Raw genomic sequence first — 13,838 nt, forward strand, 5'->3', positions numbered from 1 at the left:
CGTGATGGTTTTCGTCGACTCAACCTTAGCATATAGGCGCACCCAATGGGTGAAACACCAAAGCAGCGCAGTCCCGTGTGAATCATGGGATTGCGCTGCTTTTTTGAAATTCTATGAATAATCCAGGGTTACCTATCAGGGGGCATTAACTATGGAAATCAACGCAAATCAGATCAACTTATTCTACACCCAAACAGGTACGGGACCGGCCTGTATCCTACTCCACGGCAACGGTGAAGACCACACGCTGTTTGCTGACTTGATTCCCAAGTTAGCGCGTGACTACACCGTCTACGCCTTGGACGCGCGCGACCACGGGCAAAGCCAGCACGACTTGCCGCTGTCTTATCAGCTGATGGCAGACGACGTGATGGCGTTTTGCGATAAGCTCAACATCACCGCCATGAATCTCGTTGGCTTCTCGGACGGCGCGATCGTTGCGATGCTGATCGCCAGCCAGCGCCCTAGTTTAGTCCACAAAGTCGTCTTGGCCGGCGGCAACCTCACCCCTCAAGGCGTCCACCCGGCCGCGCGGGTGGCGGTACGCTTCAATAATTGGCGCCGTCCCGATCCTAAATTAGAATTAATGTTGAATGAACCACACATCACCGCCGCGACCCTGCATCGCATCTCGGCACAGGCATTTGTGATCGCCGGCGAACACGACATGATCAAAAAAGAAGAGACGATCGCGATCGCCAGCGGGATTCCAACAAGCATTCTACGGATCGTGCCTGGCGCTGACCACAGCTCTTACGTTAAGGACAATGCGCAGTTTTATCACTACATCGCTGCCTTTCTGCAACCGTTCCGCACTGAATAATTTTTGTATATTTTCCCAAAAAGCTTGCATATTCTGTGAATTGGGTATATATTCAATAAAAATTCAGTTTTAGGGAGTTGGCGGGAAATGAGAAATTTTAAACGGTGGGCTATCGCCTTAATCGCCGGGTTGGCGTTCATCATCGCCGGCACGGCACACCCAGTAAACGCGGCAACCAGCCGCGTGCAAGCAATCAAAGACCGCGGTTATATCACCGTAGGCCTTTCTGCCGACTACGCGCCGCTGGAATTCCACGCGACGGTCGATGGCCAAGATAAGATCGTCGGGGCCGACGTGTCCTTGGCGCACAAGATTGCCAAAGACATGGGCGTCAAATTGCAGATCAAGGAAATGGGTTTTGACGCCTTGATCGGGGGACTGAAGACAGGCAAGGTTGACATGGTTATTTCTGGGATGAGCAAAACCCCAGAGCGTGCCAAGCAAGTCAACTTCTCCAAGCCTTACATGTATGAAAAGCAGATCGTCGTGATCCGCAAGTCTGACAAGAACAAATACAAAAACGTCGCTGATTTCGACGGGGCAACCGTGGGGGCACAGAAACAAACCACCCAAGAAGCCATCGCCAAAGCACAGCTGCCAGGTGCGAAGATCCACAGCCTGCAAAAAGCTAACGACGTGGTCGCCCAGGTCTCTTACAACAAGTTGGATGCCGGCGTCATGAGTTCCATCATCGCCGGGGCCTATGTGCAAAAGAACAAGAGCCTGATCATGGTCGATCCGCATTTTGCCACCTCGGCTTCACCAACTGTCGTCGCCTTACCTAAAGACGATACAGCGTTGACCAACCAGATCAACAAGTCGATCAACTCGATGCAGAAACAAGGCCTCTGGAAGAAATACCTCGATCAGGCCTACACCTTGCAGAATCAATCTCAAGGGTTCTGGCATAAATACGGTAACTACTTTGTTAAAGGGGCTTTGAACACCTTGCTCTTCGCCTTCTTGACGGTTATCGCCGGGACGGTCATCGGGACCCTGCTCGCCTTGATGCGTCGTAGCAAGGTCTGGATCCTCAAGGCCATCGGTGCTATCTACGTCGAGTTCATTCGCGGCACGCCTTTGATGGTTCAAGCCTTCATCGTCTTCTTCGGGACGCAGGTCTTAGGCTTAAGCCTTTCCGCTTTTGCAGCCGGCGCGATCGCCATGGGCATCAACTCTGGGGCGTATGTCGCCGAGATCATCCGTTCCGGTTTGAACTCTGTACCGGTTGGGCAAACCGAAGCCGCACGTTCGCTGGGGCTGTCGAGCAAGCAAACCACCCAATATGTGGTCTTGCCACAGGCGGTCAAGAACATCTGGCCGGCGTTGGGTAACGAATTCGTTACCGACATCAAGGAAAGTTCCGTGCTTTCTGTTATCGGTGCTTCCGAGCTGATGTTTGAAGGGTCCACCGTCCAAGGCGCGTCCTTCCAGCCATTCTTCCCGATGTTCGTCGTTGCCTTGATCTACTTTGCAATGACCTTCATCCTGACACGGGCATTAGGGCTTGTGGAACGGCGAATGAACTAGCTTCACATTCAACTATTGTTAAACAATTGCATTCATGCAAATATCTACTTCTAGGAGGAACTTAATTATGACTGAAAAAATCGTGTTGGCTTATTCCGGTGGTTTGGACACATCTGTTGCCATCCCTTGGCTGAAGGACAAAGGCTATGACGAGATCATCGCCGTATGCTTGAACGTCGGCCAACCAGGCGCTGACATGGACTTCATCCAAAAGAAAGCCCTCGAAGTTGGTGCGGCTGAATCTTACGCGATCGACGCGCAAGACGAATTCGCCGACAAGTACGTTGCCCCAGTCATCAAGAGCAATGCGTTGTATGAAGGCGACTATCCGCTGGTTTCCGCCTTGTCTCGGCCTTTGATCATCGACCACTTGATCAAGATTGCCCATGAACATGGTGCGACCGCCATCGCCCATGGTTCTACGGGTAAAGGTAACGACCAAGTCCGCTTTGAAGCAGCAATCCACGCTTTGGATCCAGACATGAAGATCGAAGCACCGATCCGGGACTTCCACTGGTCTCGTGAAGAAGAAATCGACTACGCCAAGGAACACAACGTGCCGGTGCCGATCGGCAAGAAGTCCCCTTACTCCATCGACTGCAACCTTTGGGGCCGGGCCAACGAAGCCGGCATCCTCGAAAACCCATGGAACCAAGCGCCTGACGATGCTTGGGGCATGAGCGTCAGCCCTGAAGAAGCGCCTGACGAACCAACCTTCCTCGACTTGACCTTTGAAAAAGGCCTGCCAGTTGCTATCAACGATACCCCGATGCCTTTGGCAACCTTGATCAAAAACCTCAACCAAGTTGCCGGCGACAACGGCATCGGCCGGATCGACAAGATCGAAAACCGGATGGTCGGCATCAAGTCCCGTGAAGTCTACGAAGCCCCTGGCGCCGCAGTCATCATGACCGCGCACCACGAACTTGAAAACCTCACCTTGGAACGCGACATCGCCCACTACAAGCCATTGGTTGAACAACAGATCACCAACATGATCTATGAAGCTAAGTGGATCACACCACTGTTTGATGCCTTGATGGCCTTCGTCGACGAAACCCAAAAGAACGTCAACGGTGTCGTTAAGATGAAGCTTTACAAGGGTAACGTCACGGCTGTCGCTCGGAAGTCCGAGAACTCCTTGTACGACGAGAACCTGGCAACTTACACCTCTGCTGATTCCTTCGATCAAGAAGCAGCTGCCGGCTTCATCAAGCTCTGGACCCTGCCAGCAACAGTTTACGAACAAGTCAACCACGTCCACTCTCAGGCAAAGGAAACTGCCAATGACTGATAAGCTATGGGGCGGCCGTTTCACCCAAAAGGCGGCGGCATGGGTCGATAAGTTCGGCGCGTCGATCAGCTTCGATCAACAGATGGCGCATGAAGACCTCGAAGGCTCCTTGGCGCATGTGGCGATGCTGGGCAAAACCGGCATCATTCCGCAAGCTGATGCAGATGCCATCACCGATGGCTTGCACCAGTTGCAACACAAACTCGACGCCGGCGAGCTGCACTTCACCGTCGCCAACGAAGACATCCATTTGAACCTCGAAAGCATGCTGACAGATCTGATCGGGCCGGTCGCCGGCAAACTCCACACGGCGCGTAGCCGTAATGACCAAGTCGCCACCGACTTGCACCTGTGGTTGAAACACCGGCTACCAGAGTTGATGCACGCCATCTCTGATCTGCAAAGCGTCTTGGTCGAAAAGGCCGAAGAACACGCCGGCACGATCATGCCGGGCTACACGCATCTGCAACACGCCCAACCGATCACCTACGGGCACTATCTGCTGGCGTACTTCGAGATGTTCCAACGCGACTATGAGCGCTTCGAGTTCAACCAAAAGCACACCGACAAACTGCCACTGGGGGCTGCGGCCTTGGCCGGCACCACCTTCCCGATCGATCGGGAATTCGTGGCCGATCAGCTCGACTTCGATGATATCTATCACAACAGCCTCGACGCCGTTTCTGATCGCGACTTCGCGCTTGAATTCTTGAGCAACGCGGCGATCTTGATGCAGCATTTGTCCCGCTTTGCTGAAGAACTGATCTTGTGGTGTACCTACGAGTTCAACTACATCGAAATGTCAGACGCCTTCTCCACCGGCAGCTCGATCATGCCGCAGAAGAAGAACTCTGACTTTGCAGAACTCACCCGCGGCAAAACCGGGCGGGTCTATGGCGACTTGATGGGCCTGCTGACCACGATGAAGGCCTTGCCGCTGGCCTACAACAAGGACATGCAAGAAGATAAGGAACCGATTTTTGACGCCTACGATACGGTGCTGGGCTCGGTCCACATTTTCTCCGGCATGCTGGAATCGCTGACCGTGCACAAGCAGAAGATGCACGACGCCACGCTCAACGACTTCTCTAACGCCACCGAATTGGCGGATTACCTCGCCGCCAAAGGGGTGCCGTTCCGCCAGGCTCACGAGATCGTCGGCGAGCTGGTGCTCAAAGGCATCCAAACCAAGACCACGTTGCAAGACATGCCGCTGGCTGAACTCCAAGCCGCGGCACCGCAGATCCAAGAAGACGTCTACACGGAACTCACCAGCGAAGCGGCGGTTGAACGCCGCACCAGCCTCGGTGGGACTGCCGTCACCAATGTCAACAAAGAAGTCGCCCGTGCCAAGGAGATCTTGGCCGACCACGACAACTAGCATCAAAAAGGCACACCCTTCGATTTTGAAGGGTGTGCCTTTTGCGTTATGGGTTGACCAACACCTGTACCTTGTTGGTAACCATGCGCAGGTGCAGCGGCAGGCGGACGCTGGGGTCGCCGTCGATGCGGCTTTTGAGCTTAGCGTCGGTGCTGGTGATGGTCAGATTCGGGGCTTGCAGGTAAGTCATCCCCGGCAGCTTGCTGAAATTACCGGTGAGAAAATATGGCACCATCAGCAACGTGCGCTGCCAGGTCAACCGTGGGGCCACGAACACGTGAAACAGGCCGTCATCAGGGCTTGCTTGCGGGGCAAAGTTGCGGAAGCCCCCGACGGAATTGGTCATCGTCACCAGCAAAAACGAAGAGTCTTTCTGCCAAGTTTTGCCCGCGCCTTGGATCTGCAGCTGCCAGTGCTGCTTTTTGGCAAGGCTGTGCATGCCGTGTGTCAGATACACCAGCGGCCCCATGCGTTGCTTGTCTTCTTGAGAAACCGACACGGCAGCGTTGGCCAAAACTCCTAAGCTCAGCGTCGAGATCATGGCCCGATCGTTGACCAACCCGACGTCTAGCGGCCGCGGTTGGCCGTGCAACAGCGCTTCTAGCGCCATATTCGGCGACAGCGGAATGTGCAACACCTTGGCGAGGTTGTTGACGGTGCCTTGGGGAATGATGCCCAGCAACGGCGGCTCGTCGCGCTTGACCAGCCCGGCGGCTACCTGATTGATCGTCCCGTCGCCGCCGATCGCCACCACGACGTCACTCTGGGCAGCAAAAGCTTGCGCCGTGGCATCGCCAGGCTTGGCTGTGGGTACCAAGTTTGCCTGATGGCCCGCCGCGATCAGCCACGTCGCCATGTGCTTGGCAACGGCGGTGGCGCCATTTTTGCCGGCATGTGGATTATAGATCAGTGTGTATCGTGTCATCGCGGCGCCCCCTTTGTATTCAGTGTACCATCCGCAGGCGGCACCAGCGTCATGAACCCCACGATAGAACCCGGGAAAAGGTGGCTAAGGTATCAGGCGGTCTTCACCATGCGTTGCTTGATGGCTCGTACATCTCCGTCATAATCGTGGTTATTTCGTGAACTCTAATTTTGGCTTGTTCACGCATGGCATATTTTATTCGTAATCTCGGCTAGTCTCGATAAATCCGTACCCAGCGTTCATAGATAGCTTGTGGATCAATTGCGGCCAAGTCGCCTTTAGTCGGCTCGGCTGGACTGTTCAACAAACTCGGTGTCGGCGTTGCTGACTGCCCAAAATTCACCACCATCATTTGCTTGCCGCTCAGTGTCATGTCAAAGTGTCTAATATCTTTGCTTAACTTATCTTTTTCAATCTCAGAAGCATCAGGCTTCGTTGAGAACAACTTCTCCTCTGAACTCGTCACAACATCATACTCGTGCTTCTCCAAGACGACGTGAATATGTCCCTTGGCCATCGTGTAACTTCCAGCCGCCACGGCTCCTCTATACGCCGCATCACCTTCGTCACGGTACAAGTACATATAGAATCTTCCTGTTGGCAATAATTGGAAGTAGACGATCTTCTTCCTGGCAGTGAGCGCAGTGGCACTCGTCATCTTGTCAGAGGCAATATTCTTCACTGCATACATGGTGTTTTCGCGAAAAGCCGTCTTACTCAAATTGAACGGCTGATGCGTATACCACCAACCGAAACCGGCCAACAAGATAACGACCGCGCTTGTGACAAGCAACACCAGCTTTTTGCGGTTGATTTCTCGCAGTCGCGGAACCGGCGGCACAGGCGTTACGGGTGCAACGTTAAGTCGCGGTTGAGGCCCGGAGGTCTCTGCAGACGCCGGTTCAGGCGCTGACTGCTCGCTCATCGGCATCGCTGCGCCACATTTCGTACAGAATTTAGCGTCTGGTGCCAACGCCGCCCCACAATGGATGCAAAATTTCATTTTTCTCCCCCTCATAACCACCTAGGATTATTTTCATCAGTATATCACGTGAATGAAAACACATAAAAGCACCACTCCAATTTTTTCAGGAGTGGCACTTCTGACGTTGTTCGGGCTTTATCAGTAACTGGCTGCACCTTTCGTACGTCCGCTCGTTGCTTAACTGCAACTAAGCAGTGGCAAACCAGCTAGTCTTTATCCAACTGCACCCAACGTTCATAGATCGCCTGCGGGTTGATGGCGGCAAGCTTTTGCTTTGTCGGCTGTGCTGGTGTCTTTAGCGAAACGCTCCCTTCCGCTGAGCCAAACGACATGGCTAGTTTGGTCAACTGCTCGTGATCCACCGTCATCTCAATCTCGCGCGCAGACGCATCGACTTCTTCATCGTCGACATTATCTTCGTCTAGATTCGGCGAATGCAACTCGGCAACCGTATCGGCATCCGCGTAATATTCATCCTTGTCGAAGGTAAGGTGCATGACGCCTTTATTGAGGGTGTAACGCCCTGCTTGCGAATACCCGGTATAGTCACCATACCCATCGTCGCCATAAGTATAACTGTAAACTCTGCCGTCTGGTGAAAACTGCAGATAGACAACTTCCGTTTTAGCGCTTTGGGCCGTGGTGCCACTCACGTCTTCCGAAGCGATATCCTTCAGCGCATACACCGTGTTTACCCGATAAGCAGTCTTGCTCAGATTAAATAGCTGGTGCGTATACCACCAGCCAAAGCCAGCCAACACCACAACCACTGCGCCTGCGATCATCAACCATAACCGCTTACGATTCATGCCTTTCACTTGCGTGACTAACGGTACGGCAACACTGCGCGCCGGTTGCGGCTTTGGCATCTCTAGCGACACCGGTTCAGCTGCCGGCGTCTGTTCGCTCACCGGCACCGCCGCCCCACATTGCGTGCAAAACTTCGCCCCTGGTGCCAACGCCGCCCCACAATTGCCACAAAATTTCATTTCTCTCCTCCTCATAACCACCCATTAATATTTTTATCAGTATATCATGTAAATGTAAGCGCATAAAAGTGCCGCGCCGTATTTTTTTCTGGCGTGGCACTACTCAAGCTATTCAGGCAACGTCGCCGGCGTCTGCCGGTGGTACTACCTTTTCTCTGATAAAGAAGCGGACAAACCCGTTCTTGCTGGACGTCACCATCGTGTTGCTTGGCAACAGTGTGAGCACAAACAGGAACAACCCCAACGCAGTCGAGGTGAAACTCAAAAACAAGCTGAAGCCGTTGGGCATCATCGCCGTTTGCGCCGCCCGTTCCATGTGTGCGAACACGTATGACATCTGTTGATATTGCTCGATGCCGGTAGTCGTGGCGATCGCGTATTGCAAGATCAGAATCACCGCGGTGCCGCGTCCGCGCAAACCGGCGTCGCGATACCGCCGCACCTTAAGTGCCAGGCTCGGCAAGATTGTCGCCAGAAAAAATACCACGGCGATGATCGCAGGGATCCCTAGTCGTGTGAACCCATTGCCCGCGATGCCAACCGTGAAGCTCATGATGATCACCGCCGTCAGCCAGATCAATAATGCCAGCCAAATCAAAAATAAAATCAGCTGCACCCACCAGTAGCCCGCACGCGTGGAACGCCCACGGAAATCAACGTAGCCGCGCAGATAATCCTTCAGTGCCCGGCCGAAGCTAACGTGACCCATTTGTTCGTCAATCATCCTTACCACCTCCTGTACGCTCATTATCCCAGATTTCTCCCGAAAGCGGTAACAAATTATCTTATTGGTTCCTTCTGAAAAAAAACGCACCGTGCCAGTCGACCAAAGCATCACTCGGCAACAAGGTGACGACCAGCAACACGAAGTCGAGACCAAAGCTGAGCACCGCTGGGATAATCGCGGCACCATGGGCGAACGTCAAGCCGAGATACAACTGCGACCCCTTGGCCACCAACCAGTGTTGCCAGATGAACGTGCTGTCGTGTTGGGCGACCATCCCCAATACTTCGTCGGTCACGAACAACAACCCGCCGGCGACCAGTAGCGCCTGCCAGCTCGCAGTCAGCCAAAGCCACCCGCCGACCACCGAGAACACCACACCCAAAACCAGCTGCACCCACCAATAGCCCGCCCGTGTGGTGCGCCCATAGAAATCCAGATACCCACGCCAAAAATCTCGTTGCGCTGGCACAAAACCGACACACGTGTGTCGTATCATGTCACCACCTCCAACCAAATTATCTCGTGGTCAGCGACAGATGACAATTTTTTTGTCCGGGCACACAAAGACCCCCACACCACGATTCAAGAATAAATCATGGCGTGGAGGTCTTTGCCACTTTATCTCATTGGGTAACTGCTGGGTGCAGTGTATGGAGATAGTGCCGGAGCACCTTTTCCGCCCAGTGATAGCGGGTCGCGGAGAAAAGCGTGGCGTAATCGCCCAGCGTCGATGTCCCCGTCCAAGGGAAGAAGCTAGGAACAAAAAGCTGCTCTTGTTCCAAGTCTTCAAATTGAGCGATCATCTCCGCATGGGTCTTACGGAACCATTTCTCAGCATCGCTTAGGCTGAGGTTTTGGTTGTCTGCTTGAAACTTGCGGCTAAGTTTGCCGCAAGTCGCCCAAGTGTAGCCGTGCGGCAAAAAGCGCACGCGTTTTTCACCTGCAAGATTGGTCTTGCTCCAACGTAAATACAACTGTTGCCACGCACTCAAGTGAACTAAGACGTCACGTAAATTCCGATCGCGTCCCTCGAATGGAAATTCTTTGGTCTTGTCGTCGGCGGGCAAATCGTTGATCAGTGTCCATAACCTGTCATAACGTGTCCGTGCAGCAATCAGTAGATCCTGTCTTGTATGAGGCTGCATCATTCTGATTCCTCCTCCAAGTTCTTCTAATTCTGCCTACATCTCTATTTTGGGGCAGGTGTCGCGATAATACAAGTTAATTTCGTCTATCAAAACATTGCTTATATGTTATGATAGTACCAATTTCAACTTTCGAAGGGACACACTATGGTTGTCTACGGTTTACGCCTAGTGACGTTTTTAACCAATCTCATTATGCTGATCGGTTTCATCCGCGTTTATGTCAGTATCGAACAAAGCAAAAAAGTTCACTTCTTCATCGCCATCCTGTGGCCTTGGCCATCGTCTTCACCTATCTCTTCTTGCTTTTCTTCCATGTGGATTCACTGCTCAACATCGCCAACACCGGCCATCGTATCGGCTACGGCTGGACGTTTCTTAACTTCCAGCTCGCCACGATTTTGTATGCCGTACTTTCCGCCCGCGCCAAAGCCATGATTGTGGCGATGATGGCGATCACCGGCACCTGGTTCGTCTGGATGAACACCTATGACGGGTTGGTGCTTGGGCTCATCAGCCTGGCATTAATCGCCTTTGCGCATCATTTCAGCCGCTTCATCACCGCCAGACGCTACTTGTATTATCCGTTTGGCCTGATCTTTGCGACCCCGGCATTCATCATCAACTACCAGTCATTGAAGGGGATCGACGTCGGCTGGCCATTTCAGATCATCGGCTTCATCGTCTTGGAAATGACACTGTGGGGCATGAATTGGTATCTTAACTCCCAGGCCCAACGGGAAGCCAAATTACGTAAAAACGCTTCGGTCGATTCTTTGACCCAGTTGGCAAACTTCGGGCAATTCGACAAGGATCTCCACGCCGCCTTTGACCGTTATCAAGATCACAACGAGCTGTATTCGCTGTACACTTTCGACATCGACCACTTCAAACAGATCAACGATGAGTTCGGGCATCTCTGCGGCAATGAAGTCTTGCGCGTCGTCGCCAACCGCCTGCAAACGCTGACCGAAGGCCTGGAGTACCAAGCCAAGATCTACCGCACCGGCGGCGAAGAGTTCAGCATTTTGCTGTTTGACGTCGTCGAATCTTATCAGCGCGCCACAGAGATTTCCCAACAGCTCCGGTGCGAGATCCACCGTTTGACCTTCAATTTCGACGATACCGAGTTACACATCACCATTTCATTGGGCCAAGACCGCGCGATCAGCGACGACAAGAACTATCTAGATCTCTATCGCCGCGCTGATGCCTACTTATATGCCTCCAAAAATCACGGCCGCGACGCCGCCACCATCCGTGGCCAAATCGTTCGCTAGTACAAACAAGGCCTCTTCAAAACCGTAACGGTTTTGAAGGGGCCTTGTTGACATTGTTGCCAATTCACGAAGATGAACGTTCGATGCCATGCATCGTAGATTCCATAGCCAGAATTCTGACCAGCGAAGCACTCAATCGATCAGCCACACCTGTTCGGTTTAGTGCACCCACTGCTGAGCGAGTTTGTCTGCATCGTTTTTGAGTTGCAACTTAGGCGTGCTACCATTAGCCATCACAACGACGGCGTCTTGGCCGTCTTGAGAGATCCGTAAGAAGCACTCGTAGCCATAGCCAAAGCCGTTGGAAAGGCGATACTGGGGCATCTGGTATAACCCGCCACCATAAGTGCTGTTGGATCCTGGGGCAAATAACCAGGCACTATCTTGAATCGAGAGCAATGGGCCATTCAATAACGCGTGTTCCGCATGATATAAATCATCGACGTTCATGAAGATCTGACCGGTCCCCAACTCCTGATGCTTGGCAGCGTTTGAGGTCTTGATCAGAGGCGCATCGCGTAAGCCGTTTGGTCCCCAACCATAACCGCTGGCCATGTTTTGATGATTGTTGGCATACGCAAAGCGCGTATGTTGTAACTTCAGCTGTTTCATGTAGGTCGCCGTAAATAACTGCTGATAGCGCTTGTGCGTGACTTGTTCCAAGATCCCCGCCAGTAAGATATAGTTGGCAGGTTGATAGCCCCCGTGATTGTATGCACGAGTATCGAAGCTGAGATGTGTGATCAACTGCTGAATCCGCACAGCGTCGTTGGTGTAAGTAGGCCCCGAGAGATTCCCATGGTAGACCAGCCCCGACGTCATGTCGAGCATCTGCCGCAAGGTGATCTTAGTGGCGCCTGGCACCTGCGGATAGTAACGACTGAGCGCCGTGTTCAAGCTGAGTTTACCAGCGTTAACTTCACGCATCACGAGCCCTGCCGTCAGGGCCTTTTGCACGGAATCGATTTCAAACATCGTCGTCATTGTGTTTTTTACGTGATGCCGGCGATCCGCTTGGCCTCGCGTCAGCGTGGCGATGCGCTTACCGTCGTGATAAATGGCGGCGACTCCGCTGAACTGGTCCGGTGGCAGGTCTGCCAATAAGGCTTGCTCGGCCTTGGCGGCGACTAGCGGATGTTGTACCTGCGTAGTAGTTGGCTGCGCGGCAGCTTTTTTCTTCAAGACATAGCGGCCGGCAACCCCTACTACTAAGCCGATGATGATGATGGCCCCGATCAGCCATCCGTATCCCCGACGCGGCGCTCGGTGCTTACTGCGGCGCATTCGCCCACGCCTTGTGGAGATAATAAGGATTAATGTGGTAATGCGGAGCCGCCTGAGGTTGCGTCAAAAATGGGTTCACCGTGCGGTCGACGGCGACCCAGCCGCGCCAACCAAGATGGATCGTGTCTTCCATGAAGTATGGCCGACTGCCGGCACGACTCAAATCCAGCACATGGGTGAAGCCCTGGGATTTGAGCTGTTGTCGTAGCTTCGCGGTGGTCTGGGCAACCATCGGTTCACGCAAACCGGTGTAATGCGCCCATTTTTGATTGATCGGGGGAATGATGAACTGAACTTGGATGTGGTTTTGGGCAAACTGCATCAACAATAACTCAAAGTCGTTGTACTCTGGTGAGCGCCGGTAATCGAAGTTGGCCTGCTTGCCGCGCATCTTGGCCAGCTTGTTGCCACCCAAGCGTTGTTTGAAGAAGTGATTGTCGATGCCAAGATCGTTGTTAGTCGTGGCTTTTTTGCCAACACTTGCTGCCAAGGTATCAAGCTGTTGATTCGTGGCGTGTTGCGGCAATAAGCGCTCCCCGGCTTGGATACGACGATAGCGATGACGCACCGAAAAGCGCGAGAACAGCACATCTTCGTTGTGCAACAATGTCTGTTGCCAGCGCAGACGAGTGCGCAACCCGTGCCCCAAAGGCTGACCGGCGGCGATGTCGAGCAGCCCTTGATGGACGTCTGAAAACGGTTTGGTCGGTGCGAGCTGGAGCATGCGCTTGGCGGCGTAGCGATCGGCCACCCGCTGCGGCTTGGCGTGATACAAAAAGATGATGGCCTGTTGCGGAGAATAGAAGTAATCGAAGGCGTTACGGTTGTCCCCGGCCGGAGTGAACCATTGTGGGGAAATAATAAAGACCAGTTTGCGCCCACGATACTGGCGGATGAACGATTGGTCATCCAGATATTGCGTCAGTGATTGCGTCCCTGGCGCACCAAGCAGAAACGGGCGATAATCACGATGATACTTTGCCGCCAGCACAGACGGGTGGAAAGCGTCCATGCGAGAAAGCTCAGAGCTCCCCATAAACGGCACGTAATTACCAGCGAAGGCTTGTTGTTTGATGCTTTGACCCAGCAAGACGTTAGGCGCCATGGACACGGCGCCTTCTTGCACCGTCGCTTTGCTGAAGCGGCTGTGCGGCAGCGGTATCGATAACAGCGCCGCCACCAACAACGCGGCGAGCACGACCGGGCCAAAGATCATCAATAAGCGGCGTTTCACTGCGCAGCCGTCGCTTTCGCGATAATCTTGGCCGGCGTGTTCCACTCACTACGATCAAATTCCGATACCGGCACCGAGATCCCCAACTGGTCTTGCAGCTCCAACAACAACTGGACGGTGTCCATCGAATCCAGCATCGCCGTGGCAAAAAGATCCGTATCCAAACTGCTGCTGAGATCCTCACCAGTCAGGTCAGTTAAAATGTCTAAAACGGTTGCTTTCGTGTCCATAATAGTTCTCC

The 13,838-nt window shown here is 53.3% G+C and carries 14 protein-coding genes; 5 read left to right on the forward strand and 9 right to left on the reverse strand.

The window, feature by feature from the left end:
• Nucleotides 1-151 precede the first annotated feature (151 nt).
• The 4 genes from ACYVRB_RS11005 to argH all read left to right on the forward strand — a co-directional run bounded on the left by ACYVRB_RS11005 (nt 152) and on the right by argH (nt 5,028).
• Nucleotides 152-823, forward strand: coding sequence for an alpha/beta fold hydrolase (locus tag ACYVRB_RS11005; RefSeq protein ID WP_461215401.1), 672 nt, complete (start codon nt 152-154; stop codon nt 821-823).
• A gap of 87 nt (nt 824-910) precedes the next feature.
• On the forward strand, nt 911-2,353 hold the full coding sequence (locus ACYVRB_RS11010) for an ABC transporter substrate-binding protein/permease (RefSeq protein ID WP_461215402.1): 1,443 nt from the start codon (nt 911-913) through the stop codon (nt 2,351-2,353).
• Nucleotides 2,354-2,420: 67 nt separating this feature from the next.
• Nucleotides 2,421-3,647: an argininosuccinate synthase gene (locus tag ACYVRB_RS11015; RefSeq protein ID WP_461215403.1), complete on the forward strand. Its 1,227-nt coding sequence runs from the start codon at nt 2,421-2,423 to the stop codon at nt 3,645-3,647.
• Nucleotides 3,640-5,028, forward strand: a complete 1,389-nt coding sequence (argH, locus tag ACYVRB_RS11020) for an argininosuccinate lyase (protein WP_461215404.1) — start codon at nt 3,640-3,642, stop codon at nt 5,026-5,028. The genes ACYVRB_RS11015 and argH overlap by 8 nt, the downstream gene beginning before the upstream one ends.
• Nucleotides 5,029-5,074: 46 nt before the next feature.
• On the opposite strand, the gene ACYVRB_RS11025 is transcribed toward argH, so the two are convergent.
• The 6 genes from ACYVRB_RS11025 to ACYVRB_RS11050 all read right to left on the reverse strand — a co-directional run bounded on the left by ACYVRB_RS11025 (nt 5,075) and on the right by ACYVRB_RS11050 (nt 9,802).
• Entirely contained in the window at nt 5,075-5,953 is an 879-nt protein-coding gene (locus tag ACYVRB_RS11025) for a diacylglycerol/lipid kinase family protein (RefSeq protein WP_461215405.1), read from the reverse strand.
• 211 nt (nt 5,954-6,164) lie between these two features.
• A complete protein-coding gene (locus ACYVRB_RS11030; protein ID WP_461215406.1) occupies nt 6,165-6,956 on the reverse strand; it encodes a zinc-ribbon domain-containing protein in 792 nt (263 codons plus the stop codon).
• A 188-nt stretch (nt 6,957-7,144) separates the two neighbouring features.
• Nucleotides 7,145-7,927 (reverse strand): zinc-ribbon domain-containing protein, encoded by a 783-nt coding sequence (locus ACYVRB_RS11035; protein ID WP_461215407.1) that lies wholly within the window; start codon nt 7,925-7,927, stop codon nt 7,145-7,147.
• A gap of 112 nt (nt 7,928-8,039) precedes the next feature.
• Nucleotides 8,040-8,651 carry a DUF805 domain-containing protein gene (locus ACYVRB_RS11040; RefSeq protein ID WP_461215408.1) on the reverse strand — a complete coding sequence of 204 codons (612 nt, stop codon included), beginning with the start codon at nt 8,649-8,651 and terminating at the stop codon, nt 8,040-8,042.
• Nucleotides 8,652-8,712: 61 nt separating this feature from the next.
• Nucleotides 8,713-9,150 carry a DUF805 domain-containing protein gene (locus ACYVRB_RS11045; protein ID WP_461215409.1) on the reverse strand — a complete coding sequence of 146 codons (438 nt, stop codon included), beginning with the start codon at nt 9,148-9,150 and terminating at the stop codon, nt 8,713-8,715.
• 127 nt (nt 9,151-9,277) lie between these two features.
• Nucleotides 9,278-9,802 (reverse strand): ClbS/DfsB family four-helix bundle protein, encoded by a 525-nt coding sequence (locus ACYVRB_RS11050; protein ID WP_461215410.1) that lies wholly within the window; start codon nt 9,800-9,802, stop codon nt 9,278-9,280.
• Nucleotides 9,803-10,074: 272 nt separating this feature from the next.
• On the opposite strand from ACYVRB_RS11050, the gene ACYVRB_RS11055 reads away from it, so the two are divergent.
• Nucleotides 10,075-11,079: a GGDEF domain-containing protein gene (locus ACYVRB_RS11055; protein ID WP_461215411.1), complete on the forward strand. Its 1,005-nt coding sequence runs from the start codon at nt 10,075-10,077 to the stop codon at nt 11,077-11,079.
• Between the two features lie 159 nt (nt 11,080-11,238).
• Here ACYVRB_RS11055 and ACYVRB_RS11060 read toward each other — a convergent pair whose 3' ends face one another.
• From ACYVRB_RS11060 to dltC, 3 genes are read right to left on the reverse strand one after another with little or no spacing between them, the layout of a single operon-like run.
• Nucleotides 11,239-12,363 carry a serine hydrolase domain-containing protein gene (locus ACYVRB_RS11060; RefSeq protein ID WP_461215412.1) on the reverse strand — a complete coding sequence of 375 codons (1,125 nt, stop codon included), beginning with the start codon at nt 12,361-12,363 and terminating at the stop codon, nt 11,239-11,241.
• On the reverse strand, nt 12,350-13,597 hold the full coding sequence (dltD, locus tag ACYVRB_RS11065) for a D-alanyl-lipoteichoic acid biosynthesis protein DltD (protein WP_461215413.1): 1,248 nt from the start codon (nt 13,595-13,597) through the stop codon (nt 12,350-12,352). The genes ACYVRB_RS11060 and dltD overlap by 14 nt, the downstream gene beginning before the upstream one ends.
• Entirely contained in the window at nt 13,594-13,827 is a 234-nt protein-coding gene (gene dltC / locus ACYVRB_RS11070) for a D-alanine--poly(phosphoribitol) ligase subunit DltC (RefSeq protein WP_461215414.1), read from the reverse strand. The genes dltD and dltC overlap by 4 nt, the downstream gene beginning before the upstream one ends.
• Between the last annotated feature and the right edge of the window lie 11 nt (nt 13,828-13,838).

It is taken from the genome of Lacticaseibacillus boliensis, assembly GCF_054784775.1.